The organism is Rhizobium sp. 01T437, from assembly GCF_056398505.1.
This window is the reverse complement of record NZ_JBFTPM010000003.1, coordinates 446,361-472,901: the sequence shown is the minus strand read 5'-3', so window position 1 is coordinate 472,901 and position 26,541 is coordinate 446,361. Positions and strand designations below refer to the sequence as shown.

Sequence of the window (26,541 nt, the reverse complement as noted above, 5' to 3'; positions counted from 1 at the left end):
GCGTGATGATGAGCGGGAAAAATGCACATCTGAACCTCCTCCATGTCGGACCGGCGCTTGTCTCCTCCAACCGCCTGGGCCGCAATTCCTCTCAGCAGCGATGCCTGCGTGATAGGAAAATGGTGTTTATGCCAAAAATCATGTTATCAAATTGTCCGTCTGTCAACAGGCGTTTTGTTAATTTGCGCTCACAACATAACATTCTAAGTGTGCATGACGCGACGAGAAGAGGCCTGGTCTTAAACGTGTGCGCCGGCTGGGAAGGTGTCCATTCACCGAGGTGCACGGAAATATATACTTGATTTTAAAAGGGAAATTAACCTGGAGTAAGCTTTCATGGCATGCAGCCGTCGCCGCAAATCGCTGAGGCTGTCACCAATGCTCGTCGCGTTGGTTGGTTCTATTTTATCTGAAAAAAATTTCATTGCGAGAAAAATCTTACTGGAACAATGATATCTTTGTGTTATCTTTTTGATGAGGCTTATGGGAGGTTTTGAAAAGATCGGGTCTCAAGCTCTCGGACCGCGATCTGTGCACCAGCTGACTTGCCCGTGAATTAGAAGTGTGGTCGCCTGCGCCCTTTGCTGGCGGTGCCGACCGGGAGGATATGAGACATGAAATCGACGCGCGTTTTGCCCCTCGTGACGCTCGACGTGATTGCCGGATAATCCGCGATGGATGTCAGCCAGCAGATCATCATCGGTATCGATGCGGGAACATCGGTCATCAAGGCGGTTGCCTTCGACCTTTTCGGCCGTCAGATCGCGGCCGCATCCGTTCGCAACAAATATTCAAGCGGCAGCGATGGTTCGGCCACGCAATCGCTCGCGCAGACCTGGGAGGATTGTGTCGGTGCGCTTCGCGGCCTTGGCGGGAAGGTCGAGGATCTTGCATCGCGCACCGCGGCGATCGCGGTGACGGGGCAGGGGGATGGAACATGGTTGGTGGGTTCCGGAAATCAGCCTGTCGCCGATGCCTGGCTCTGGCTCGACGCGCGTGCCGCGCCGACCGTGGTGTCACTTGCGGGCCAAGAAACAGACAGGGCGCGTTTCGAGCAGACGGGCACGGGACTGAATACCTGCCAGCAGGGCGCGCAACTCGCTCACATGGATCGGGTGGCGCCGGAGCTTCTGGACCGGGCGGAAACGGCGCTGCACTGCAAGGACTGGCTCTACCTCAATTTTACCGGTGTGCGGGCGACCGACCCTTCGGAGGCAAGCTTCACCTTCGGTGATTTCAGGACGCGGCGATATTCGCCCGTTGCCATCGACGCGCTCGGGTTGACGCATCGCCGCGCGCTTCTGCCCGATATTGTCGACGGAACAGAAATCAGCCATCCGCTGACGGCGGAAGCGGCGCGGGCCTGCGGCCTGCTGGCCGGCACGCCGGTCAGCCTCGGTTATGTCGACATGGTGATGACGGCGCTCGGCGCCGGTGTTCGCAGCGGTGGGCGCAACGCGGCCTGTTCGACGATCGGTTCGACCGGCGTGCATCTGCGTGCAAAGTCGGTGGCCGACGTTCAACTCAACCTTGAGGGCACGGGCTACGTCATTGCCCTGCCGCTCCCGGGCACCGTTACCCAGGTGCAGACCAATATGGGTGCGACGATCAATATCGACTGGCTGCTGGAGATGGCCGCCTATCTGATGGCGGAGGTCGGGAAGCCTGCCACCCACCCCGAGCTCGTTGCCAGGATCGACCGCTGGTTTTTCGAAAGCCGGCCCGGATCGGTTGTCTATCATCCCTATATTTCCGAGGCTGGAGAACGTGGCCCCTTCGTCAATGCGCAGGCCCGGGCAGGCTTTTCTGGTCTTTCGGTTCGTCACGGGTTTCCGGACCTCGTTCGCGCGGTTGTCGAAGGTCTGGCGCTGGCGACGCGCGATTGTTACGCCGCCATGGGCGATATGCCGGAAGAGCTGCGCGTCACCGGCGGCGCCGTGCGCTCGAGCGCGCTGCGCCGCTCCCTGACCGCCTCCCTCAAGGCGCCGATCCGCCTGTCCCGCCGTGAAGAAACCGGAGCGGCTGGCGCCGCGATGATGGCTGCTGTGGCGATCGGTGCCTACAAGACAATGGACGAGTGCATCGCCGACTGGGTCACGCCGCTGCTCGGCGAAGCCGAGGAGCCGATCGGTGAGGAGGCGGCCCGTTTCGATCTGCTTTTTTCCGCTTATGCCGATATCCGAAGGGCCATGCCCGCTGCCTGGGAAACACTGGCCCGAGCCGCGGCGATGCCGCCCGCAGAATGAATCGCTGATGCAAAAGGCATCCGAGGGAGCATGACATGACCGAACCCGAAATCCTGGATCTTTTCGTCATCGGCGGCGGTATCAACGGCGCGGGAATTGCGCGCGACGCCGCCGGGCGCGGCTTGAAAGTCGCCTTATGCGAAAAGGACGACCTGGCGCAGGGCACCTCCTCCCGCTCGGGCAAGCTCGTGCATGGCGGCCTGCGCTATCTGGAATATTACGAATTCCGCCTGGTGCGGGAGGCGCTGATCGAACGCGAGGTGCTGCTCAACGCGGCCCCGCATATCATCTGGCCGATGCGTTTCGTGCTGCCGCACAGTCCCGAGGATCGCCCCGCCTGGCTCGTCCGGCTCGGCCTCTTCCTTTACGATCATCTCGGCGGTCGCAAAAAGTTGCCTGGCACCCGCACGCTCAATCTGCTGCGTGATCCCGAAGGCACGCCCATACTCGATCAATATACCCGCGGTTTCGAATATTCGGATTGCTGGGTGGACGACGCGCGCCTCGTCACCTTGAATGCGGTGAGCGCGGCCGAGAAGGGCGCCCTGGTGCTCACCCGCTCGCCGGCGGTGTCGGCGCGCCAGGAAAACGGCCACTGGACGATCACGACGAAAAGCAGCACGAGCAGCGAGACGCGGACCTTCCGCGCCAAATGTCTCGTCAATTGCGCCGGCCCGTGGGTCACCGACATCATCAACCGGGTCGCCGGCTCTAATTCCAGCCGCAATGTGCGTCTCGTCAAGGGCAGCCACATCATCGTGCCGAAATTCTGGGCCGGCTCCAACGCTTACCTAGTTCAAAACCACGACAAACGCGTCATCTTCATCAACCCTTATGAGGGCGACAAGGCGCTGATCGGCACGACCGACATCGCCTATGAGGGCCGGGCTGAGGATGTGGCGGCCGATGAGGCGGAAATCGACTATCTGCTGAAGGCGGTGAACCGCTATTTCAAGGAGAAGCTGCGCCGTCAGGATGTGCTGCACAGCTTCTCCGGCGTGCGCCCGCTGTTTGACGACGGCAAGGGCAATCCTTCGGCGGTGACTCGCGACTACGTGTTCGATCTTGACGAGACCGGGGGGGCGCCGCTTCTCAATGTCTTCGGCGGCAAGATCACGACATTCAGAGAGCTTGCCGAACGTGGCATGCAGCGCCTCAAACACGTTTTCCCGAACATGGGTGGCGATTGGACGGAAAAGGCGCCGCTGCCGGGTGGAGAGATGCCCAATGCCGACTACGAGACCTTCGCCAACAGCCTGCGTGACACCTATCCATGGATGCCGCGAAAACTCGTCCATCACTATGGCCGTCTTTATGGCACGCGCACGAAGAACCTGGTTGCCGGGGCAACGGACCTGCAGGGGCTCGGGCGCCATTTCGGCGGGCAGCTTTACGAGGCGGAAGCCCGTTATCTCGCCGCTAGCGAATGGGCGGAGACGGCCGAGGACATCCTCTATCGCCGCACCAAGCATTACCTGCATCTGAGCGAGGCAGAGCGGGCAGCCTTTGCCGACTGGTTTGCTTCATCCCATCTTGCCGCCGCCTGAGGAGGCCTTGATGCCGCTTTCGCTTTCGCTGAATACCAATCCGCTGGTGAACCGTTTTGCCGACCCGGACGACCTGATCGAGACGGTGGCGCGAGACCTGCGCATCCGCGACCTCCAGCTGACGCATGAATTCATCAATCCGAGTTGGCAGGCCCCGGTCATCCGCCGCCTGACCCGCCAGATGAAAGCAGCATTGGAGCGTACCGGCGTTCGCGTTACCTCGGGCATGACCGGACCTTATGGACGGTTGAACCACTTCGGGCATCCGGATGCCGAGGTCCGCCGCTRTTACGTGGATTGGTTCAAGACCTTCGCCGACATTACCGCCGACCTCGGCGGACATTCCGTCGGCACGCAATTTGCGATCTTCACCTACAAGGACTTCGACGATGCAAGCCGGCGCGAGGAACTGATCAAGATCGCTATCGACTGCTGGTGCGAAGTCGCAGAGCATGCCAGGGCCGCCGGACTTTCCTATCTCTTCTGGGAGCCAATGAGCATCGGCCGCGAATTCGGCGACACGATCGAATCCTGCCTTGCGTTGCAGGCACGACTGACTGCCGCCGATATGGCGGTGCCGATGTGGATGATGGCGGATATCGACCATGGCGACGTCACCTCCGCCAATCCCGACGACTACGACCCCTATGCCTGGGCGCGGGCCGTACCGAAGCTGTCGCCGATCATCCATATCAAGCAGAGCCTGATGGACAAGGGCGGCCACCGGCCGTTCACAGCGGAATTCAATGCCAAGGGCCGAATCCAACCCGCTCCGCTGTTGGAAGCTTTCGCGGCAGGCGGCGCTGATGAGAATGAGATCTGCCTCGAACTTTCCTTCAAGGAACGTGAGCCGAACGATCGCGAGGTTATCGCGCAGATTGCCGAAAGCGTCGCCTTCTGGGCGCCGCATATCGACACCGGCGCCGCAGACTTGAAGATATGATCCGGCGATTTACAAAGGCTGGTTGTTGTCAGGCGGTATAGCCGTCGAAGAAATGGGAAGGATGCGGCGATGACGGATGCCGATGATACGCTTGCCGTGCGGGCCGCCTGGCTTCATTACGCCGGCGGACTGACGCAGTCTGATGTTGCCCGGCGCCTCGGCATTCCCTCGGTCAAGGCGCATCGACTGATTGCGCGGGCCGTCGCCGATGGCGTCGTCAAAGTCACGATCGACGGCGATATCGTTGAATGCGTCGAACTGGAGACGCGGCTCGCCGAGCGCTTCGGATTGCAATATTGCGAGGTCGCGCCCGATCTTGGTGAAGAGGGTCTGCCGCTACGCGCGCTCGGTCATGCGGGAGCTGGTTATCTGAAGCGTGAGATCGAACACGGTGAGCACGCAGTCATTGGTCTTGGCCACGGCCGCACGCTTTCGGCTGCCGTTCAATATATGCCGCGGACGAATGCCAAGCATATGCGCTTCGTTTCCCTGCTTGGCGGTCTCACGCGAAACTACGGCGCCAATCCCTATGATGTCATGCACCGTATCGCGGAAAAGACCGGGACACATGCCTATGTCATGCCGGTTCCCTTCTTCGCCAACACTGCCGAGGACCGGGAGGTGCTCAGGGCGCAACGCGGCGTCAAGGAGGTGTTTGATCTCGCCAATGACGCCGACCTGAAGCTCGTTGGCTTGGGGACAGTAGACGCCGAGGCCCAGCTGGTACTCTCCGGCCTGGTCGAGCCGGGTGAGATTGAGGACATCGCCGCCGCTGGTGGTGTCGGCGAAATCCTCGGCCACTTTTTCAATGCGGATGGCCAGATCCTCGATACGGCTCTGACCGGTCGCACGCTTTCGGCGTCCTTTCCGACGACGAAGAAGGAGCGCCTCGTGGCCCTGGCGGGCGGACAGTCAAAAGTGGCCGCCATACGGGCGATCCTGCGCAGCCGCCGTCTTCACGGGCTCATAACTGATGAACGGACCGCGCGCTCGCTCTTGGATTGATGATTTCTGCCACATGTTTTGAGCGCATAATCACACTTCTTCATGTTGAAATTCACATTTTCAATGTTATATTGTTATTGAACTGGGATTGAGATGTATGAAACGGGAAGAGCGCCAGCAGCTGATCGTCAATCTGCTCGTTGAGGACAAGACCGTTGAAGTGGACGATCTTGCTGAACGGTTTTCCGTCTCCAAGATGACCATTCACCGCGATCTCGATGACCTCGAACAGGCGGGTGTCCTGCGTAAGGTACGCGGTGGAGCGACGATCGATGCCGGAACGCAATTCGAGAGCGATTTTCGCATTCGTGAACGTCAGGGCGGCGAAGCCAAGGTTGCGATGGCGCAGGAAGCGCTGGCCCAGGTCGAGCCTGGCATGACGGTCATGGTCAATGACGGCTCGATGGCCGCGGTACTCGGCGAGATGCTGCTGCGTAAGCGGCCGCTGACGGTGATTACCAACAACGCAGCGATCATGGAGCGGTTGAAGGGTGAAAACGGCATAACCCTGATTGCGCTCGGAGGCATCTATTCCGCGAAATTCAACGCCTATCTCGGCGTCGTGACAGAAGAAGCGCTGTCACGCCTGAGGGCGGATATCGCTTTCATTTCGACTCCGGCGGTCAGCGGCAGGCTCGCCTATCACATGGACGACAATGTCGTTCGCGCCAAGCGGGCGATGATCTCGTCTTCGGCCAGAAGCTGCCTCCTGGTCAACCACCAGCGCATCGGCCACACGGCGTTGCATGTCATGGCGGATCTGGCTGATTTCGACACTATTATCACCGATAGCGCGCCAACGGCCGCTGTTCTCAACGAATTCGATCGGGTGGGCATCAAGCTCACCATCGCTCCAGCACAGGATCAGGCATGACGGAGAAACCGCGCTTCTGGATTGGCACCAGCTGGAAGATGAACAAGACGCTCGCGGAGGCCGAGCATTTCGCCCGCGGCCTCGAGGCGGCTGACGCTGCGTGCGATCCCATCATCCAGCGCTTCGTGATCCCGCCGTTTACCGCCGTGCGGGAGGTCAAGCGCATGCTTGCAAAGACTTCCGTCAAGGTCGGTGCGCAGAACATGCATTGGGCGGATCAGGGCGCCTGGACGGGCGAAATCTCCCCCTTGATGCTGAAGGATTGCGGTCTCGACATCGTCGAACTCGGGCATTCCGAGCGGCGCGAGTTTTTCGGCGAAACGGACGAGACAGTCGGGCTGAAGACGGAGGCGGCGGTTCGCCATGGCCTGATCCCGCTCATCTGCATCGGCGAAACCCTTGCCGACCGGGAGAGCGGAAAAGCTGCTGAAATCCTTGCAGTCCAGGTGCGCGGGGCGCTTTCGAAGCTTTCCGGCGAACAGAAATCGGCGCAAATCCTCCTTGCTTACGAGCCCGTATGGGCGATCGGCGAAAAAGGCATTCCGGCGACGGCGGATTATGCCGATGCGCGCCAGGCCGAGATCATCGCGGTCGCCGAAGCAGCACTCGGGCGGAAAATCCCCTGCCTGTACGGCGGGTCGGTCAATCCACAGAACTGCGAGGAACTGATTTCGAGCCCGCATATCGACGGGCTCTTCATCGGCCGTTCCGCCTGGAACGTCGAGGGCTATCTCGACATCCTTTCGAAATGCGCCGCCAAACTCCAAGGAGAAAGACAATGAAGCTTGCAATTGCTGGAGACAGCGCCGGCGAAGGTCTCGCCAAGGTGCTCGCCGAACACCTCAAGGATCGGTTCGACGTCCATGAGGTGTCACGCATCAACGACGGGCTCGACCCGTTCTACGCCAACCTTTCGGATCGCGTTGCCTCGGGTGTGATCGATGGCACCTATGACAAGGCAATCCTGGTTTGCGGCACCGGCATCGGCGTCTGCATCTCGGCGAATAAAGTGCCTGGCATCCGTGCTGCCCTGACGCACGACACCTATTCGGCCGAGCGTGCAGCTCTTTCCAACAACGCGCAGATCATTACGATGGGCGCGCGCGTCATTGGACCTGAGCTCGCAAAGTCGATCGCCGACGCATTTCTCGCTCAGACATTCGACCAGAACGGCCGTTCGGCCGGCAATGTCTCCGCGATCGATGAGCTCGACGCAAAATACAACGCTCATTGAGAGCGTCACGCAAGCGGCCGGTTGTCCGCCGGCCGCTGCGAGCGCGCCAGCGTCGTCATCACCATCAACCTGAGCTTCCAGGCCCACTGAGTCCTTTCGCCGTTGGAATCTCCCCTGCGGAGGAGATCTCTCGCCGGTCTCTGCGGTGTCACGCCCGACCAAAAGTCGCCCCTGATGTGTTGAGAGGCCTAGACCGGTTTCTCATGGACGACGGCGTTTCTAAACGTCTCGCAAATTACACGATGACCGGCATCGTTGGGGTGAGTGAGATCGGGCGAGGCCAGTGCGCCGTCGTCATATGCTTTCATCCGCTCGTAGACAGGCGCGTAGAAGATGCGAAAACGTTGCGCCAGTTCTCGTACGGCTTGGACATAGACTTCAAAGCCCTGGCGTGTCTGCCCGGTGAAGCCGGTGCTTCCAACTGAAAAACCTCGATCGGGAATATAGGGCGGACTACCAATCGCAAGCCTTTCCGCATGGCCTGCCTCGATCAGTTTCTCCAGCATATTCGCATAGTCACGACGGAAGCTCTTCGCGTTCATGCTCTCCGGCGCGGCCGTATAGCGGGCGTCGTTATAGCCGTAAAGGATGAGGATCGCGTCGCGATGCGGGGCGTCGAGCAGTGCTCCGGCAAACCGGCTGATGCCGTTGTCTGCTCGCGCTTTGCCGTCGGCAAGCCGCGATGCTTGCAGCACCGTCCCTGGGATTGCGTGATTGTGAAGCGGCAAGGCGTCGAGCTCAGCTGCGAACAGCGCCGGCCAGGCCAGATGCGGCTGACTGGCGTTGAACCCGGCGGTGATGCTGTCGCCGAAGACGCGGAATCCGGAAATCCCCAGCGATTTCAAATGCTCTGCGAATGTCATCGATCGTCACACATTTTCCCGCTTGACAGCAACTCGGCAAATCCCGTTTATACGTATTAGCTGCTAATACGCATTAGCAGTCAAGAGGAGATCCGGAGGATGCGACGTGGCAGGCACTAAGCGTTTGACTCAGCACGATATTGCGAAACTGGCCGGCGTCAGTCAGGCAACCGTCTCGCTTGTGCTGAACGGTGCCCCGACGGCTTTGGCGCGTATTCCCAAGGAAACCCGCGAGCGCGTCCAGCATGTCATCCGCACGACGGGATATGTGGCCGATCCGATCGCCCGGCGGATGGCCAAGGGTCTTAATCGCATTCTCGGCGTTTTCACCTACGAGCCGGCTTTTCCGAGCGAGCAGGCGGATTTCTTTACGCCCTTCCTGCTCGGCATCGAAGAAGAGGCGCAGGCGCAGAATTATGACCTCTTGCTTCTGACTGGCGCCGGTTTCGGCCGGGAGCGCAAGATTTTTGCCGACGGCAACAGGCTGCGGATCGCCGATGGCTGTCTMGTCCTCGGCCGCGAATTCGATCGGGTCGAGCTCAAGCGACTGGTTTCAGGTGATTATCCCTTCGTGGCGATCGGACGACGTGAGGACGCTGGCGGGCCCGTTCCTTACGTCGGCGGCGATTACGCGAGTGGCACGCGGGCGCTGGTCGAGAAAGCGCGGGCACTCGGTCATGACCGGCTGGCCTTCATCGGCCCAAGCGGCTCGGCTGAATCCGTCGTCGACCGCTGGCGCGGATTTTCAGGCGCGATCATTGGAAGTGCTGAACTCGTTTTGCATGTGGATGAGGTCGGTCGAGGCGCTGCCGATACGCTAGACGCGATTGTAGCCAGCGGCGCGACGGCGGTCTTCTTCGTCGAACTGGCCGATGCGGTGCGTGTCGAAGCAGCCGCGCGCGAGCGCAGTCTGTCCATTCCGGGCGACTTTTCGGCTGTGGTGCTCGGCAGTCATGTGCGGGCCGAGCGCAGCCATGTGCAATTCACCTCCTTCAATATTCCGCGCGAGGAAATGGGGCGGCAGGCGACCGCGATGCTGGTGCGTCGCATCGAAGATGCTGCGCCTATCGAACAAATTCTTCTGACCTGCGACCCGGTCGAGGGCCAAACCCTCGGACGAGCAAAGAAACGGACCTGAGAACGTGACAGACATGGCGGCAAAAGAGATGCGTGCGGATATTCTGGTGGTGGGCGGCGGCCTCGGTGGCGTCGCGGCGGCGCTTAGCGCCTGCCGGGCCGGCAAGAGCGTTATCATGACCGAGGAATTCGAATGGATCGGTGGCCAGTCGACGAGCCAGGGTGTGCCTTCCGACGAACATAGCTGGGTCGAGCAATTCGGCATCACGCGCTCCTATCGCAGGCTGCGCAATGGCGTGCGGCAATATTATCGTGACAACTATCCGCTGACCGAGGGCGCTCGCGCCTGGGGGGATCTCAATCCCGGCGGCGGCTGGGTGAGCCGCATCTGCGCCGAGCCGCGCGTCAGCCTGGCGGTCATGGAGGCGATGCTGATGCCCTATCGAGGCGCCGGCCGGCTTAGGGTGCTGCAGCCCTATCGTCCCGTCGCTGCTGATGTCGACGGCGACACCGTGCGCTCCGTCACCGTCCGCCATCGCGATACGGACCGTGAGGTCGTCATCTCGGCCGACTATATCCTTGACGCTACCGAGCTTGGCGACCTGCTGCCGATGACCGGCACGGATTATGTCAAAGGCTTCGAGGCGCAATCCGATACCGGCGAACCGAGCGCACCTTCCGAAGCGCAGCCCGACAATGTCCAGGCAGTCTCGATCTGCTTTGCGGTCGATTGCGTCGATGGCGATCAGACGATCGACAAGCCTGAGAATTACGACTACTGGCGCAAGTACCAGCCGCATTTCTGGGGAGGCCCACTGCTCGGCTTCACCGCGCCCCACCCGCGCACGCTGGAATCCACGACGCGCAGCTTCACGCCCAATGTCGAAGACAACCCATTGCTCGTCGATGCCGATCAGCGCAAGGGCGGTGGTGACGAGAATCTCTGGCTCTTCCGCCGCATTGCGGCACGGCGCAATTTTGAGCCCGGTTTCTACCAGTCGGACATTTGCTTCGTGAACTGGCCGATGATCGACTACATGGACGGAACGATCATCGATGTCTCCGAGGAGGACAAGGCCCGACATCTGAAGGCGGCCGCCGATCTTTCCTATTCGGTCTTTTACTGGCTGCAGACCGAGGCCCCACGCATCGGTGGCGGCCAGGGTTACCGGGGCTTGAGGCTTCGCGGCGACATCACCGGCACCGAACACGGCCTCGCCATGGCGCCCTATATCCGGGAAAGCCGCCGCATCAAGCCTGTCACCCGCATCACCGAGCAGGATCTCTCCTATGCTGTGCGTGGAGACAAGGGTGCGGTCAACTATCGCGACAGCGTCGGCATCGGTATGTACCGCATTGACCTGCACCCTTCGACCGGCGGCGACAATTATATCGACGTGCCGTCCTGCCCCTTCGAGATCCCGCTCGGCGCCTTGCTGCCGCAGCGCATGACGAACCTCATTGCCGCCGGCAAGAATATCGGCACCACCCATATCACCAATGGCTGCTACCGCCTGCATCCGGTCGAATGGAATATCGGCGAAGCGGCCGGCATGCTTGCTGCCCACTGCCTCGACAAGGGGCTGAAGCCTCACCAGGTCCAGGAAAACGATGCGCATCTCCACGACTTCCAGCAGGAACTCGTTCGAGAAGGCATCGAAATCCGCTGGCCAGTCATCGCGGCCTACTGAGCAGCCATTCAGCAACCCATCTTTGGAGGAGGAACGGGAATGAACAGGAACAGGACACTGAAAACGGCAATTGCGGCGCTTGCCATGGCGATGCCGCTCGCCTGGAGCGGCATCGCCATGGCTGAGGACGCCGTCAAGCTGCGAATGACCATCTGGAGTGCGGCAGAAGCGCATCTGAAGCTGTTCAATGAGATCGCTGCCGGCTTCAAGAAGGATCACCCCAACGTTACCGTGACCTTCGAGTCGCTGCCGTTCGACACCTATACGACGGCGCTGACCACCCAGATTGCCGGCGGCAATGCGCCTGATATGGCCTGGATCTTCGAGACGGCTGCCTATGACTTCGTCAATTCCGGTGCGCTCTATCCGCTCACCGATACGCTGAAGGCGACGCCGGGCTACAATCTCGACGAGGTGAGCGCGACTGCCACGGAGCGCTGGCAGAAGGACGGCACGCTCTATGCCTATCCTTTCTCCACCTCACCCTTTGCGGTGTTCGTCAACAACGACCTGATCAAGGCGGCCGGGGCAAAGACACCTGCCGAGTTGATCGCGGCTGGCCAATGGACCTGGGACAATGCGATCGCCACCGCTTCGGCCGTCAGCCAGAAGGGCAAGGGCGGCCTGATCGTGCGTGATTTCAACTATCAGATCTGGCAGAATCTCACTTCGATCTGGAACGGCTTTGGTGCGGCTCCCTGGAGCGCCGACGGCAAGACCTGCACGATGGCCGAAAAGCCGATGATCGATGCGCTCACCTTCGTCCATGACGCGATCTTCAAGCAGAAGGCGATCCCCGGTCCTGGTGAAAATGTCGATTTCTTCGCCGGCAATGCGGCGATGACCATCACTCAGATCAGCCGCGCCTCGCTGCTGCCGAAGGACAAGCCCTTCTCCTGGGATCTCGTGCCGCTGCCGAAGGGACCGGCAGGAGACTACGCGCTGATCGGCCAGGCCGGCATCGGCGTCATGCAGTCGGGCAAGAACGCCAAGGCCGCCGCTGAATTCATCGCCTATATGACGAACGCAGAAAACTCGGCCAAGCTCAGCCAGTTCTTCCCCTCGGCCCGCAAGTCGCTGCTCAACGCTGAGGTGCTGAAGAAGACCAATCCGCTGCTCAGCCAGGAACAGATCGACAAGGTCGTCATCGCGGGCATCGCGACCGGCAAGGTCATTCCCGGCCATACGGGTTTTGCGCAGATCCAGCAAACAGTTCGCTCCGGCCTCGATGCTGTCTGGCGTCCGGATGCTGATGTCGCTGGCACGCTCCAGACGATCTGCGGCCAGATCGGCCCGCTGCTCAAGCGCTGAGGAGACAAGAGATGGCTGTCGCGCAGGACAACGCAATACCGAAAGGCCGCGCCTCGTCGCCGTTCTGGACGGTTGCGCGGCGCGACGGCCTCGCCGGATTCCTGTTCATTGCCCCGCAGTTGATCGGCATCATCGTCTTCGTGCTGATCCCGCTCGGTCTCGTCTTCTGGTATTCGCTGCACGAATGGAACGTGCTTGCCAATACCTTCACCTATACGGCCACGCAGAACTACCAGATGCTGATTGAGGATCCGAACCTGCTGCAGGTGCTCGGTTCGACCGCCATCTTCTCCGCCGGGCTTGTGGTTCTCAACCTGTCGCTGGCCTTGCTGCTGGCGGTGCTGTTGAACCAGAAACTCGCGGGCATCACAATCTTCCGGACGCTGTTCTTTTCACCGGTCGTCGTGTCGCTGGTGGCCTGGACGATCGTCTGGGGGTTTCTGTTGCAGAAGAACGGGGGCATCAACGGCATGCTGCTGCTGTTCGGCATCGAGGGTCCGAACTGGCTGCGGGGCGAAACTACCGCGATGATCTCGGTCATCGTCGTTCAAGTGTTCAAGAATGTCGGCCTCAATATGATCCTGTTCCTTGCGGCCCTTCAGGGCGTGCCGAACGAGCTCTATGAGGCGGCCCGCATCGATGGCGCCCCGCGCTTCAAGCAGTTCCGCCGCATTACCCTGCCGCTGATCAGCCCGACCATCCTTCTGACTTCGATCATCACCATCGTCGGATCTCTGCAGGTCTTCTCACAGATCGCGGTGCTGACGCAGGGCGGTCCGGGTCTCTCGACGACGGTGCTCGTCTATTACCTCTACCAGCAAGCCTTTCAGTTTCACTTCTTCGGCTACGGTTCGACGCTTTCGATCCTGCTCTTCCTGATCGTGGCCATTCTGACATTCGCCCAGTGGCAATTGCGCAAGAGGATCGTATTCTATGAAAGCTGAGATCTCGCCGAAGATGAGGGTTATTCTCTACGGGTTGATGTGCGTGCTGCTTATCCCCTTCGTCTTCCCGACTTGGTGGATGGTCACGTCTTCGGTGAAGCCGATCAGCGATATCTTCGCCTTTCCGCCGCAACTTTTCCCGCAGAGCTATGATTGGACGACCTATGGCAAGGTCTTCGAGCTGCAGCCTTTCGTGAGGCAATACTGGAACTCGGCCTATATCGCCGCCCTGGTGACGATCGGCACGATGATCGTTTCGTCAACGGCCGGCTACGCTTTCGCACGCATCAGGTTTCCCTTCGCCAACACGATCTTCATGGTCGTGCTGCTCGGCCTTTTGATCCCGTCGGAAGTCACGATCGTGCCGCTTTTCCAGATGTTTTTGAAGGCGGGCATGGTCAACACCCATTGGCCGCTGATCCTTGTGCCGATCTTCGGTGCGCCGAGTGTTTTTGCCACCTTCGTCATGCGGCAGTTTTTCGTGACGCTGCCAGTTGAGTTGGAAGAGGCAGCGCGCGTCGATGGTCTCGGACGTTTCAAGATCTTCCGCAAGATCGCCCTGCCGCTTGCCAGGCCGGCACTGGCCTCCGTTGCGATCTTCACCTTCCTGCATTCCTGGAATCTCTATCTCGAACCGATCGTGTTCCTGTCGAGCGCGGAGAAGTTCACTTTACCCCAGGCGCTCACCCAATATACCGACGCCTATGGCGGGCCTATGTGGAATATCCAGCTCGCCGCGGCAACACTCACAGCATTGCCCGTTCTCGTCGTCTTCATCATCGCGCAGAAGCAATTCGTCGAAGGGCTCGCGCATACCGGCCTCAAGGGCTGAAGAACCGGATTTTCCTCATGGCTGACGTTACCCTTTCCCGTGTCCGCAAGAGTTTTGGTGCGCTCGACATCATTCATGGCGCCGATCTCGGCATCCGCGACGGCGAATTCGTCGTGCTGGTCGGGCCATCGGGCTGCGGCAAGTCCACTTTGCTCAGGATGATCGCCGGGCTCGAGACGATTACCGGCGGGGATATAAGGATCGGCGGGCGGGTGGTCAACGATCTCGACCCAAAGGATCGCGACATCGCCATGGTCTTCCAGAACTACGCGCTCTATCCGCATATGACGGTCGCGACCAATATGGGCTTCTCGCTGGAGCATCGCGGCACCAGCAAGGCGCAGATCGCCGAGCGGGTGAAATGGGCGGCCGATATTCTCGGCCTGTCTCAGCTTCTCGATCGCTATCCGCGCCAGCTCTCCGGCGGTCAGCGCCAACGCGTCGCCATGGGCCGGGCGATCGTTCGCAATCCGCAAGTCTTTCTGTTCGACGAACCTTTGTCGAATCTCGACGCCAAACTGCGCGTCGTCATGCGCGGCGAAATCAAGAGCCTGCACCAGAGGCTCAAGACCACGACCATCTATGTCACCCATGACCAGGTGGAAGCCATGACCATGGCCGACAAGATCGTGGTGTTGAACGCTGGCAGAGTGGAGCAGATCGGTGCGCCGCTCGACCTCTACGACCGCCCGGCCAACCAGTTCGTGGCCGGTTTCATCGGATCGCCGTCCATGAATTTCCTGAACGGTACAATCACCGACAAGGGGTTTGCAGCACCCGGCATTGTCTTGCCACTGCCACAAGCTGCACCTGAATTGAGCGACCGCGAGGCTGTTTACGGCATTCGGCCCGAACATTTCTCGCTCGACGACGCTGGCGTGCCGGCCGAGATCATCCTGGTCGAGCCGATGGGTTCGGAAACCCAGGTGACAATGAAGCTCGGCGAGACGCAGGTCACCGGCGTCTTTCGTGAGCGCGTATCGATGTCTCCGGGCGTGACGATCGGTGTCCGGCCGGAGCTCTCCAATATCCACCTCTTCGCGGCCGATGGTGGCCAGCGTCTGAACTGAGGCCGTCACATGCCGACCTATCCGGAAACCAGGCTCACAACGGCACTGTGCGAGGGCGAATTCCCAGTCATCGTCTCGCTCGCGCGTCATGATCTCGACCTTGCAAAGGCTGCCATTGAGGCGGGCGCGTTCGCGATCAAGGTGCATCTCAATGCCTATCATCGCGCCACAGGCACGACCTTCGGCAGGTTTGCCGACGAGCGACCGTTTTTCGAGGATCTTGCAACGCTCGGCGTGCCGCTTCTTGTCATGGCCGGGCAGGAAAGGGTTCCGAGCCCGCAAGAGATGGACGCGCTCGCTGATCTAGGCTTCGAGGGTTTCAACATCTATGTCAGCGACATGCAGCCGCATCTGCTGCAATCGAAGCTACGGCCCATTCCTGCGCTTGGCGAGGCGAGTACGGACGAGGACTTGACGAGGATTCTCGACATTCCCGGTGCGATGATGGAAGCCTCGGTTGCTTCCTTTGCAGACTATGGAAAGCCGCTCGACGGGACCGATCTTGATCGCTACCGGACCATCGCGAGCAAGGCGGGTATTCCGGTCATCGCGCCAAGCCAGAAGAAGTTTGTGCCTGATGATATGCCGAAGCTGAGGGACGCGGGTATCGCGGCCCCTCTGCTTGGCGTTATCGTGACCGGCACGACGCGGGAGAGCATGAGAGCGGCGGTCAAGCCGATCGTCGCTGCAGCGCGACGATGAATCTCAGCGCCGATGGCCGCGGTCTTACTCCGCGGCCAGCTTCGCCTGGCCGTTGGCCTCGACAATCGACTGCAGGACGGAAAGCTCCTCGGCAGTCAGATCCGTGAGCGGCGCGCGCACAGCACCCGGATCTCGGCCGATGACTTTCAGCCCCGCCTTGATAATGGAGACCGCATAGCCCTTCTTGCGGTTGCGCAGCGCGACGAGGGGGAAGAAAAAATCCTTCAAGATCTGGTCGACGGTCTTCTGGTCACCGGCTCTGAGTGCCTTGTAGAACCGTTGCGAAAGAGCCGGCACAAAGTTGAAGACGGCCGAGGAGTAGGTGGTAACGCCGGCGGCGAAATAGGCCTGAGCGTAGACTTCGTGGGTCGGCATACCACCGACATAGACAAGCCGGTCGCCAATCTTGGTGGTGATCTCGATGACCCGATCGACGTCGCCGACACCGTCCTTGAACCCGACGAGATTGGGGCACTCATCGCAAAGCTGAGCGATGCTGTCGGCCGACAGGATCGCATTGTCCCTGTTATAGACGATCACGCCGATCCCGACCGACTGGCAGACAGCCTTCACATGAGCGACAAGCCCGGCCTGCTCGGCAAACATCAGATAGGGCGGAAGAAGAAGCAGGCCATCGGCGCCGGCCTTTTCCGCAGCGCGCGCAATATCGATGGCAAGCGACGTGCCATAGCCCGTTCCGGAGATGATCGGCGTTTTGCCTGCAGCAGCCTTGGCTGCGCGTATGACGGTGGGGATTTCGGCTGGATTGAGGGAGAAGAATTCGCCCGTGCCGCCAGCCGCAAAAAGTGCGCTTGCATCATAACCGGCGAGCCAGTTCACATGGTCGCGGTATGCGGCTTCGTTGAACTTGTTCTCGCTGTCGAAATGCGTCACCGGGAAGGAGAGGAGGCCGTCGCCCACGGCTTTCTTGATGGCGTTGGGATCCATGTTGAATTCCTTGTATAATTGCTGATTGAAGGTGAGCGCCTCGCTCACATATGACCGGCTTCCATCGCCTCGAGCACAGCGGCGATGTAACCGTAGCAGAAGCTGAAGGCGACGCCCGCCGCGTCGCGGCCGCTGATGCGCGGCACGTGGTCCGGCATGACCATATATTTGTAGCCGACCTCACGGTAGACCTTCAGCGACCGCACCATGTCCATGTCGCCTTCATCGGGAAAGGTTTCCATGAAGGAGAGTTTGCCGCCGCTTATGTTGCGGAAGTGCAGGTTGAAGATCTTTCCACGCGTGCCGAACCAGCGGATGATGTCGTCGATCTCCTCGCGCGGATTGTCGAGCATCTCGCCGATCGAGCCCTGGCAGAAATTCAGGCCATGATAGGGGCTTTCGCGCATTTGAACGAATTTCTTCAGTCCATCCACAGTGCCAAGGACCCGGGTGACGCCGCGATAGCCCGGCGGCGTATAGGGATCGTGCGGATGGCAGGCAAGGCGCACCCTGTTGCTTTCGGCAACGGGAACCACGCGCTCGAGAAAGTAGTCGATGCGCTCCCAGTTCTCGTCTTCTGAGAGGACGCCGGCAAGACCGGGTGCGGCCTGCTGATCGGCCTTGTCCCAGCGAAAGGCCTCGTTCAGAGAGCCGCCACGGCCTCTTTCAAGGTCCGTACGCGGAATGCCGATGAGATTGAGATTGTATTTCGTGGCAGGAATCCCGGCCTTTGCGCAATTCTCGATCATCCGGCAGACAGCATCGATCTGCCGGTCACGTTCCGGACCTCCGAGCAGGATATCGGGATAGGACGCGCTTTCGATCGGCTTGGAGGGGAGGGGAAGCTGGATCATGTCCAGAACGAGGCCGAAGCTCTCCATATGATCACGATGACGCTCGAGATCCTCCAGCGTCCAGCTCGACGGCGCACCCGGCGGGTCAGCGGAAATATGCTTTACGCCCAGTTGGGCAAAAACGCGAAAATCATCGTCGTCCCGCGCGGCGACCTGGGTTCCCAAATACACGATTAACCTCCCGATCATTCAAGTAATGTCATATGACATAATATGAATTTTGGAGGTTGTCGAGCCTCATTGCTGTTCTGCAAGCATCCGGTATCGTCGCTGGCTCGCCATCATATGTGCGCGCATGGCCTGTCTCGCGCGGTCAGGATCCTGCTCGGCGATAGCCGCCAGGATCTCACCATGCTCAGCATGGACTTTTTCGAGATAGGCGCGGTCATTGGCCTCCGGCAAGGTCGGGAATTGACCGCGCGGGATCGCGCGCGGTCCGAAATGACGCAGGGCGTCGATGTAGAATCTGTTGTTCGAGGCGTTGGCTATGGCGGTATGGAATTCATAATCGGCCTCGACCGTGGGCTCGCCGCTCTCGATGAGTTGCGCCATTTTCCGGTTGGCGAGCCGAATTGCCGCCTCCTGTTCGGCCGTTCTGCGATAGGCCGCAATAGCGGCAGCTTCCCCTTCGACCGCCATGCGAAACTCCAGCAATTCCAGTGTTTCCGGAATGCTCTTGACCTCGACCGGCGTCAGGATCAGCCGGCCATCCGCCTTGGGATCGGATACGAAGACGCCCTTGCCTTGAACGGGCCGGACGAATCCGGCCGCGCGCAGGTCGGCTATCGCCTCCCGCACGACCGTGCGGCTGACGCCGAAGGTTGCCTCAAGCTGGGGTTCGGTTGGAAGCTGATCTCCCTCGCGAAGCTTTCCCGTCTCGATCTGCATGCGCAACTGGTCGATCACCTGCTGCGCCAAGCGCTGCCTGCCACGCGTGCCCGCCACCATTTCGTCGTTCCCCAATTTATTCACCTCTGTCCGCATGACGCTTGCAAAGCGCATCGAAAAATCATAATACGACATACGGACGACATATTATGTCTTGTATAGTAACTCAGGGAGGAGTTGCAATGAAGCATTTTTCCAGAAGCCTGTTTGTTGGTGTCGCATTCTGCGCGCTGACCTTGGCGGCGCCTGCGCTGCGGGCGGCCACGCCTGCTGATCAGCTGGTGATCGGCACTTCGCTCGCTCAGGTTCTTTCGCTGGACCCGCAGCAGGCGACGGAAGCCAAGGCTAACGAAATCATGTCGAACCTCTACGACCGCTTGGTTGCCTCGACGCCTGACGGCAAGATCGTGCCGCAGCTTGCCGAAAGCTGGCAGGCGGACGACAAGGGGATCACCTTCAAGCTGCGCGATGCGACCTTCGCCTCCGGAAATCCTGTGACGTCCAAGGACGTCGTCTATTCGCTCGGCCGTTTGCTGAAGCTCGATCAGGCCGCAGCCGCCAACCTGAAGCGTGTCGGCTATACGAAGGACAATATCGATCAACTGGTCAAAGCCGTCGACGACAAGACGGTGCGCATCGATCTTTCGGGCGAGGTGACGTCGGAGCTTCTGTTTTACCGTCTGGCCATGGTCATTGCGAGTGTCGTCGACAGCGTTGAGGTCCAGAAGCATGTCGCCAACGACGACTATGGCAACGCTTGGCTGAGGACCCATTCGGCCGGCTCAGGACCGTTCATGTTGAACCGCTGGGCGCCCAATGAACTTGTCATTCTTGACGCCAACAAGAACTATGTTGCGGGTGCTCCGAAGATGCGCCGCGTCATCGTTCGCCATGTTCCCGAAAGCCAGGTGGAGCGCCTGATGCTGGAACGCGGCGACATCGACATAGCAAGCGCAATGACCGCGTCGGATCTCGCCACCTTCAACAACAAGAAGGGTTTCGAGATCCAGCGTGTGCCCACAGGCGGCTTCTACGTGCTGTCGATGAATGCCGGTAACAAATACCTGTCCAACCCGAAAGTGCGCGAAGCGATCGCCTACGGTATCGACTATAAGGGGATCGAGAAGACCATCATGGGTCCTTACGGGCGTGCGCGTACCGTGCCGGTCCCCGAAAACTTCGAATATGCAATCCCGAGCCCTGACTGGCACCTCGATGTCGCCAAGGCGAAGGCACTTCTTGCCGAAGCCGGCTTCAAGGACGGCTTTACGCTCAGTCTGAAGACCATCGCGCAGACGCCCCGCATCGATCTTGCCACCGCAATCCAGGCTTCGCTCGATCAGATCGGCATCAAGATCGACATCCAGCAGGGCAACGGATCCGACATCATCGCGGCCCACCGTGCGCGGAATTTCGATCTCCTCATTCCGCAGACCGGTGCCTACATGCCGAACGTGCTCGGGGCGATGGAGCAGTTCGCCTCCAATCCCGACAATTCTCTCGAGGCAAACAATGCAGGTAACTTCGTCTGGCGCTCGGCATGGGACATTCCCGAACTGACGGCGCTGACGGCGAAGGCGTCGCTCGAGGCAGACCCGAAGAAACGCGGCGAGCTCTACGTCGAGATGCAAAAGATGTTCGTGGATCAGAAGCCGGCTGTCCTACCGATGTTCGAGCGCTTCGAGCCCATCGTGCTAAATAGTGACGTCCATGGCTATGTCGGCCATCCGAACCAGACGACGCGCCTTGAGGGCGTCACGAAAGCCGAGACCGACTAAGCAAGGTCGCCGATCATGAAGGAACTCTCCGTCAAGGAACTGGCGCGCCGGGTAGCACACCTGGCCGTCAGCCTGTTCATCCTGCTGTGCGTTACTTTCGTGATCGGCCGTATTCTTCCCGCCGATCCGGTCGGAGCGATCGTCGGCGAGCTGGCAGACCCAACCGCCTATGCCGCCATGCGCCAGAAACTTGGTCTGGACCTGCCGATCTACCAGCAGTTCCTGATCTACCTGAATGGTCTCGCGCATGGCGATTTCGGAACGGCGGTGCTGACAGGCAATCCGGTCTCTTCGGATCTTGCCCAGGCATTCCCCGCGACCTTCGAACTCGCCACCCTGGCGATCCTGATCTCGACCTTCGTCGGCGTTCCGCTTGGGCTGATGGCAGCACTCTTTCGAGACACGTTTATCGACAAGATCGCCCGGATCGTGGCGCTCGTCGGTCATTCGATCCCGGTCTTCTGGTTCGGGATCGTCGGTCTGGTGATCTTCTATGCTGGACTGAACTGGGTTGGAGGTCCCGGGCGTGTCGATGTCTTCTACGAGGGCATGGTGACACCGCAAACGGGACTGCTGCTTGTCGACAGCCTGCTGCAGGGAGAGACGGAGATCTTCTGGAATGCGACTGGTCACATCATCCTGCCGGCTGTCATCCTGGCCTATGCCGCCATGGCCTATATCACCCGCATGACCCGCAGCTTCACTCTTGAGCAATTGAGCCAGGATTATGTGATTGCCGCGCGTGCAAAGGGTGTCGGCCCGGCCCGTACCGTCATCGGTCACGTCCTGCCGAATATCGCCGTCCAGTTGATCACCATCCTGGCTATTTCCTATGGCGGCCTCCTGGAAGGCGCCGTCGTGACGGAAATCGTCTTTTCCTGGCCGGGTATCGGTCAATATATGACGAACGCACTGATGATCGGCGACATGAATGCCGTCGTTGCCGCCACCATCATCATCGGCTTTATCTTCATGTTCCTCAATTTCCTGGCGGACATCGCCTATGCGATATTCGATCCGCGGACACGGGAGGCTGCGCAATGAGCGATGCAATCCAAACCGACCTCACTGTGCGCCCACCGAGCCTGCCTGCACGGATCTCTGGCTCGACGATGCGGATCGTCTCAAGGCTGGGGCAGGAACCGCTCGGCATGGCAGGTTTTGTTATCCTGGCTGTCCTCTGCGTCGTCGCGATCCTTGCGCCTTTGCTCGCGCCCTATGATCCCAACATCCAGGTCCTGTCCGACGCGCTGCAGCCGCCAAGTGCCGCGCATTGGGCAGGCACCGACGAGTTCGGCCGGGATATTCTGAGCCGCCTGATCTACGGAACGCGGATCACCGTCCAGACCGTCCTTTCAATCTCCCTGATCGTTGGCCCGATCGGTCTGCTGATCGGTGTCGTCGCCGGCTTCTTCGGAGGTCGCACGGACGCGCTCTTGATGCGGGCGACGGATATCGTCCTGTCCTTTCCCTCGCTGATCCTGGCGCTGGCATTTGCTGCAGCACTCGGGGCCGGGCTGACGACGGCGATCATCGCCATTTCACTCACAGCATGGCCACCTATCGCGCGTCTGGCGCGCGCCGAGGCGCTGGTCGTAAGGAATGCCGACTATGTTGCTGCGGCCCGCCTCTATGGCGCCTCGCCCCTGCGCATCCTGTTCGTCTACATCGCCCCCATGTGCATTCCGTCGGTGATCGTGCGCCTGACCCTGAACATGGCAGGCATCATTCTGACAGCTGCCTCACTCGGCTTCCTCGGATTGGGTGCGCAGCCGCCGGCGCCCGAATGGGGCGCGATGATATCGAGCGGGCGCAAGTTCATGCTCGACTATTGGTGGGTTGCGGTGATGCCGGGTGTTGCCATTCTCGTCACCAGCCTCGCCTTCAACGTCGCAGGCGACGCGCTTCGAGACATTCTGGATCCCCGTCATGCAAGGTCCTGATATGAAGCCAGTTCTCTCCATTGAAGACCTCAATGTCAGCTTCGGCAGGAACGCAGTGCCTGCCGTTTCCCATGTCAGTTTCGAAGTCGGGCGCGAGCGCGTCGGCATCGTCGGCGAGTCCGGCTCTGGAAAATCGACGACCGGTCGCGCGATCATGCGCCTTCTGTCGGCAGGCGCCACCGTCTCGGCAAGGCGTCTCGAACTCGATGGCAGTCCGCTTCTATTGCTGTCCGAGAGGCAGATGGGAAAGATACGCGGCAAGGATATTGCGCTTATCATGCAGGACCCCCGCTATTCGCTCAATCCGGTGCTCACCGTCGGCAAGCAGATCGCCGAAGCGGCTCGGCTGCATCTCAATCTGCGTGGCGCAGCGGCGACCGCTGCCGCCAAAGCAATGCTCGAGCGTGTTCGCATCAGGGACGCGGAGCGCGTGATGGCGCAGTATCCACATCAGATATCCGGTGGCATGGGCCAGCGTGTCATGATTGCAATGATGCTGCTTGCCAAGCCGAAGCTCGTCATCGCCGACGAACCGACCTCGGCGCTCGATGTCAGCGTACGCAAGGATGTGTTGACGCTTCTGGACGAACTGGTCCGGGAGAACGATTCCGGCCTGCTGCTGATCAGTCACGATATCCGGATGGTCTCCGCCTTCTGTGAGCGGATCATCGTCATGTATTCTGGACGCATCGTCGAGACGCTGACGCGGCTGGAAGATGCAAGCCATCCCTATACGAAGGGGCTGATCGCCGCGATGCCGGATCCACGACATCCCGTCCGGCGGCTTGCGGTCCTCGATCGCTCGAAGATCGACCTGGAGAGAGCATGATGATCGACGTCCGCGACCTCAACGTCACATTCTCGTCCGGCAAAGGGCAAAACCATGTCGTCAAGGATATCAGCTTCAGCGTCGCTCGTGGGGAAACGCTGGGCATCGTCGGCGAGTCCGGCTGCGGCAAGTCTACTGTCTTGCGATGCCTGTCAGGCATGGAAAAAGGCTGGTCGGGCGAAATCGCGCTCGCCGGTCGCACCGTCGGCAAGTCGAGAAGTCTCGACGACCTCAAATGCGCTCAAATGGTGTTTCAGGATCCTTATGGCTCGCTGCATCCGCGCCACCGGATCGGCACGGCACTTGCCGAGCCTTTGCGGGCCATGGGCAGACAAGAGATCTGGCAAAGCGTTGAGCGTTCTCTGCGCCAGGTCGGCCTGCCGTCCGCATTTGCAAACCGTTTCCCTCACGAACTTTCCGGCGGCCAGCGCCAGCGCGTCGCAATCGCACGAGCGCTGATTCTCTCCCCGCCGATCCTGCTTCTCGACGAGCCGACTTCGGCGCTCGATGTGTCGATACAGGCGGAAATCCTGAACCTGCTGGCGGACCAGCGCGACGAGATGGGGCTGACCTACGTGCTTGTCAGTCACGATCTGGCAGTGATTGCCCATATGTGCGATCGCGTGCTGATCATGAAGGATGGCCGGTTCGTCGACGAACTCTCGAAACGGGATTTGCAGGATGGAAAAACGCACGACGAATATGCGCGTGAGCTATTCGAAGCGACTTTCATCTGATGCTTCTATTTTGCGACGACCCGACCATGGGCGCTGGGGCGTCTCGCGCGCCTCGGCATGATGCCGACCGGCCAGAAATCAATCCTGGGCTTCGGGCGCATAGATCGACCGAGGCTGATCGCTGTTGCAGCGACGTGCGGCGCGCCTCGCAGATCCTGGCGGATAACTCAGTAACCGATCAGTGAATAGGGAACATCATTCGAACCGAAGCGAGGCTGGACGCCGAGCAGCGGGGCTGCTCGACCAATGATTTCCTTCACCATCGGAGCAGCGGTCGACGCTGCAGTTCGCCCGCCATGCTCGCCGGTTTTCGGGGCATCGATAATCGAGAGAACCATGTATTTCGGCTTATCCATCGGAAAGGCCGCGACGAAGGCGTTGAAATTCAGGTCGCTAGCATAGCGTCCATTGACGACCTTATCGGCAGTGCCGGTCTTGCCGCCGACGTTGAAGCCCTCGACCTGGGCGCCGCGGCCGGAGCCCTTAAGCCCGTTCCAGGTGAAGAGGTAGCGCATATCCGCGCTCGTGCTTTGCTTGATGACGTTTCGCGACAGTGTTGCGACCTGTTCCGGCGACCGTGGTAGGAAGGTCGGCGAAATGAGATTGCCGCCATTGATGAGAGATGCAGCCGCAGACGCTGTTTGCAGCGGGGTCGTCGCGACGCCGTGGCCGAAGGAGATCGTGACAGAGTTGATCTTCTTCCAGGTGCGTGGCTGTGTCGGCGTTGCGACACCCGGCATCTCCGTCTCCATCTTGGAGAGAAGGCCGAGCTTGGTCAGGAACTGTTGATGACCTTCAATGCCGACCATATCCGCGACGGCGGCAGTGCCGATGTTCGACGAATACTGAAAGACTTCCGGGATCGACAGTGGCCTGTGCTTGCCTTTGAAGTCCTTAATCGTGAAGCCGCCCATGCGGATCGGGCGGGATGCATCGACGACGGAGTTTAGAGTGATCTTTTCCGCGTCGAGGCCCATTGCCAGGGTGAAGCTCTTGAAGGTCGAGCCCATTTCGAATGTCGCATTGCTGATCCGGTTGAACCAGCCTTTCTCGTAGTCCTTGTCCGGTCTGCCGTCCGCCAATGTGCGCGACGGCTCGTTAGGGTCGTAGTCCGGCACCGAGGCCATAGCCAGGACCTCGCCCGTCTCGACGTCGAGAACGAGTGCGCCGGCGGCTTCTGCCTGATAGGCGTTCATCGCCTTGGCTGCGACCTCTCGGGCGATGTTCTGGACGCGAATGTCGATCGACAGCCTGACGGGCTCAAGTGGAACCCCGGACGTCAGTCCCACAGCCCTCAGATCGGCCAGGCCCTGCTGGTCGAGATACCGCTCCATGCCGGCCAGTCCTTGATTGTCGACATTGACGTGGCCGAGAACATGCGACGCGGCGCGCCCGCCGGGATAGAAGCGACGTTTTTCCGGTCTGAAGCCTATGCCGGGAAGGCCAAGGGCCAGGATGTCAGCTTGCTGCCTCGGCGTGAGTTGGCGCCGCAACCACTGGAAGCCGCTGTCCATCTTGAGTTTCTTGTGGGTCTCCCTCCAATCGAGGCTCGGGATGACGGCTGCGAGTTTCTCCACCACTTCGTCGGCGTCGACGATGCGACGGGGGTCTGCATAGAGGGAGACCATGTTCAGGTCGGTAGCCAGGAGCTGGCCGTTGCGATCGATGATGTCGGGCCGGGAGGCGACGCTGTTGGGATTGCCAAGCGAGCTGGCGGCAAACGGCTCAGCCAGCCCATACTGGAGGAGGCGACCTCCGATCAGTAGGAAGCCGAATACGAAGCCGGCGATCAAGATTCCCAGGCGCCGCCTTGCCTGGCCGCTCCGCTTCTTTCTCGTGCCCGGGATCTTGTCATGAATGCCGATCCTCTGACGTTCGACGAGGATGTGGGAACGGCTCTTGATCTTTAAAATTCGCGAGATGATACTCATTGCGCTAATCCAGAACAGGCGGCGGAAATCGAAGAAGCACCTCCGAAAACGCGGCGCGTTTTCAGGCCTGTTTCTCCTGGGGCAACTGGTGACGAGATTTGCGTCGAATAATCTAAGAATTTGTTAACCGTCGCTTCTAGAAGTGCCACCGGGCACCGTGCTCGACGCCACGTCAAGCCATCCGCGGAGCGTTGTCTGGAGATCCAGATGGCGGCCAGCAATATCAGCCGCATCGTCGGGGTGATGAAGGACGCCGGCCTCTGCGGCATGCGATAAACTCCAGATCGCCTGAAA

General features: G+C 60.2%; 24 protein-coding genes. 19 read left to right on the top strand and 5 right to left on the bottom strand.

Features of this window, described 5'->3' with window-relative positions:
• Positions 1-674: 674 nt before the first annotated feature.
• The 7 genes from AC1DM5_RS08495 (at position 675) to derI (ending at position 7,849) form a co-directional block, all read left to right on the top strand.
• Entirely contained in the window at positions 675-2,246 is a 1,572-nt protein-coding gene (locus AC1DM5_RS08495; RefSeq protein ID WP_477818788.1) for an FGGY family carbohydrate kinase, read from the top strand.
• 35 nt (positions 2,247-2,281) lie between these two features.
• A complete protein-coding gene (locus tag AC1DM5_RS08490; RefSeq protein ID WP_477818787.1) occupies positions 2,282-3,793 on the top strand; it encodes a glycerol-3-phosphate dehydrogenase in 1,512 nt (503 codons plus the stop codon).
• Between the two features lie 10 nt (positions 3,794-3,803).
• A complete protein-coding gene (locus AC1DM5_RS08485) occupies positions 3,804-4,736 on the top strand; it encodes a sugar phosphate isomerase/epimerase family protein (protein WP_477974848.1) in 933 nt (310 codons plus the stop codon).
• A 69-nt stretch (positions 4,737-4,805) separates the two neighbouring features.
• Positions 4,806-5,741 (top strand): sugar-binding transcriptional regulator, encoded by a 936-nt coding sequence (locus AC1DM5_RS08480; RefSeq protein WP_477818785.1) that lies wholly within the window; start codon positions 4,806-4,808, stop codon positions 5,739-5,741.
• A 97-nt stretch (positions 5,742-5,838) separates the two neighbouring features.
• On the top strand, positions 5,839-6,615 hold the full coding sequence (locus AC1DM5_RS08475; RefSeq protein ID WP_477818784.1) for a DeoR/GlpR family DNA-binding transcription regulator: 777 nt from the start codon (positions 5,839-5,841) through the stop codon (positions 6,613-6,615).
• On the top strand, positions 6,612-7,397 hold the full coding sequence (locus AC1DM5_RS08470; RefSeq protein ID WP_477818783.1) for a triose-phosphate isomerase: 786 nt from the start codon (positions 6,612-6,614) through the stop codon (positions 7,395-7,397). The genes AC1DM5_RS08475 and AC1DM5_RS08470 overlap by 4 nt, the downstream gene beginning before the upstream one ends.
• Entirely contained in the window at positions 7,394-7,849 is a 456-nt protein-coding gene (gene derI / locus AC1DM5_RS08465) for a D-erythrulose-4-phosphate isomerase (protein ID WP_025668846.1), read from the top strand. The genes AC1DM5_RS08470 and derI overlap by 4 nt, the downstream gene beginning before the upstream one ends.
• A 188-nt stretch (positions 7,850-8,037) precedes the next feature.
• On the opposite strand, the gene AC1DM5_RS08460 is transcribed toward derI, so the two are convergent.
• Complete coding sequence (locus tag AC1DM5_RS08460) at positions 8,038-8,712, bottom strand: SGNH/GDSL hydrolase family protein (protein WP_477818782.1); 675 nt, start codon at positions 8,710-8,712, stop codon at positions 8,038-8,040.
• A 106-nt stretch (positions 8,713-8,818) separates the two neighbouring features.
• Here AC1DM5_RS08460 and AC1DM5_RS08455 point away from each other — a divergent pair, with 106 nt between their 5' ends.
• The 7 genes from AC1DM5_RS08455 to AC1DM5_RS08425 are packed head-to-tail and all read left to right on the top strand — an operon-like array spanning position 8,819 to position 16,339.
• Positions 8,819-9,850, top strand: a complete 1,032-nt coding sequence (locus AC1DM5_RS08455; protein WP_477818781.1) for a LacI family DNA-binding transcriptional regulator — start codon at positions 8,819-8,821, stop codon at positions 9,848-9,850.
• 28 nt (positions 9,851-9,878) lie between these two features.
• Positions 9,879-11,480: an FAD-dependent oxidoreductase gene (locus tag AC1DM5_RS08450; RefSeq protein ID WP_477818899.1), complete on the top strand. Its 1,602-nt coding sequence runs from the start codon at positions 9,879-9,881 to the stop codon at positions 11,478-11,480.
• Between the two features lie 39 nt (positions 11,481-11,519).
• The gene (locus AC1DM5_RS08445; RefSeq protein WP_477818780.1) at positions 11,520-12,791 is read left to right on the top strand and encodes an ABC transporter substrate-binding protein; all 1,272 of its coding nucleotides are present in this window, start codon (positions 11,520-11,522) and stop codon (positions 12,789-12,791) included.
• A gap of 11 nt (positions 12,792-12,802) precedes the next feature.
• The gene (locus AC1DM5_RS08440; RefSeq protein WP_477818779.1) at positions 12,803-13,735 is read left to right on the top strand and encodes a carbohydrate ABC transporter permease; all 933 of its coding nucleotides are present in this window, start codon (positions 12,803-12,805) and stop codon (positions 13,733-13,735) included.
• A complete protein-coding gene (locus tag AC1DM5_RS08435; RefSeq protein ID WP_477818778.1) occupies positions 13,725-14,567 on the top strand; it encodes a carbohydrate ABC transporter permease in 843 nt (280 codons plus the stop codon). Before AC1DM5_RS08440 ends, AC1DM5_RS08435 begins: the two co-directional genes overlap by 11 nt.
• Positions 14,568-14,584: 17 nt before the next feature.
• Positions 14,585-15,637 carry an ABC transporter ATP-binding protein gene (locus AC1DM5_RS08430; protein WP_477818777.1) on the top strand — a complete coding sequence of 351 codons (1,053 nt, stop codon included), beginning with the start codon at positions 14,585-14,587 and terminating at the stop codon, positions 15,635-15,637.
• Between the two features lie 9 nt (positions 15,638-15,646).
• Entirely contained in the window at positions 15,647-16,339 is a 693-nt protein-coding gene (locus AC1DM5_RS08425; RefSeq protein ID WP_477818776.1) for a hypothetical protein, read from the top strand.
• Between the two features lie 24 nt (positions 16,340-16,363).
• On the opposite strand, the gene kdgD is transcribed toward AC1DM5_RS08425, so the two are convergent.
• The 3 genes from kdgD to AC1DM5_RS08410 form a co-directional block, all read right to left on the bottom strand.
• Positions 16,364-17,287 (bottom strand): 5-dehydro-4-deoxyglucarate dehydratase, encoded by a 924-nt coding sequence (gene kdgD / locus AC1DM5_RS08420; protein ID WP_477818775.1) that lies wholly within the window; start codon positions 17,285-17,287, stop codon positions 16,364-16,366.
• A gap of 44 nt (positions 17,288-17,331) precedes the next feature.
• A complete protein-coding gene (locus AC1DM5_RS08415) occupies positions 17,332-18,312 on the bottom strand; it encodes a mannonate dehydratase (protein WP_477818774.1) in 981 nt (326 codons plus the stop codon).
• A gap of 66 nt (positions 18,313-18,378) precedes the next feature.
• Positions 18,379-19,089: a FadR/GntR family transcriptional regulator gene (locus tag AC1DM5_RS08410; RefSeq protein WP_477818898.1), complete on the bottom strand. Its 711-nt coding sequence runs from the start codon at positions 19,087-19,089 to the stop codon at positions 18,379-18,381.
• A gap of 122 nt (positions 19,090-19,211) precedes the next feature.
• On the opposite strand from AC1DM5_RS08410, the gene AC1DM5_RS08405 reads away from it, so the two are divergent.
• From AC1DM5_RS08405 to AC1DM5_RS08385, 5 genes are read left to right on the top strand one after another with little or no spacing between them, the layout of a single operon-like run.
• Positions 19,212-20,807 (top strand): ABC transporter substrate-binding protein, encoded by a 1,596-nt coding sequence (locus AC1DM5_RS08405; RefSeq protein ID WP_477818773.1) that lies wholly within the window; start codon positions 19,212-19,214, stop codon positions 20,805-20,807.
• A gap of 15 nt (positions 20,808-20,822) precedes the next feature.
• A complete protein-coding gene (locus AC1DM5_RS08400; protein WP_477818772.1) occupies positions 20,823-21,851 on the top strand; it encodes an ABC transporter permease in 1,029 nt (342 codons plus the stop codon).
• Positions 21,848-22,750 carry an ABC transporter permease gene (locus tag AC1DM5_RS08395; RefSeq protein ID WP_477818771.1) on the top strand — a complete coding sequence of 301 codons (903 nt, stop codon included), beginning with the start codon at positions 21,848-21,850 and terminating at the stop codon, positions 22,748-22,750. Before AC1DM5_RS08400 ends, AC1DM5_RS08395 begins: the two co-directional genes overlap by 4 nt.
• The gene (locus AC1DM5_RS08390) at positions 22,737-23,579 is read left to right on the top strand and encodes an ABC transporter ATP-binding protein (RefSeq protein ID WP_477974846.1); all 843 of its coding nucleotides are present in this window, start codon (positions 22,737-22,739) and stop codon (positions 23,577-23,579) included. The genes AC1DM5_RS08395 and AC1DM5_RS08390 overlap by 14 nt, the downstream gene beginning before the upstream one ends.
• Positions 23,579-24,316 (top strand): ABC transporter ATP-binding protein, encoded by a 738-nt coding sequence (locus AC1DM5_RS08385; RefSeq protein ID WP_477818897.1) that lies wholly within the window; start codon positions 23,579-23,581, stop codon positions 24,314-24,316. The genes AC1DM5_RS08390 and AC1DM5_RS08385 overlap by 1 nt, the downstream gene beginning before the upstream one ends.
• A gap of 167 nt (positions 24,317-24,483) precedes the next feature.
• On the opposite strand, the gene AC1DM5_RS08380 is transcribed toward AC1DM5_RS08385, so the two are convergent.
• Positions 24,484-26,247, bottom strand: a complete 1,764-nt coding sequence (locus AC1DM5_RS08380) for a peptidoglycan D,D-transpeptidase FtsI family protein (protein ID WP_477818769.1) — start codon at positions 26,245-26,247, stop codon at positions 24,484-24,486.
• Positions 26,248-26,541: the final 294 nt, after the last annotated feature.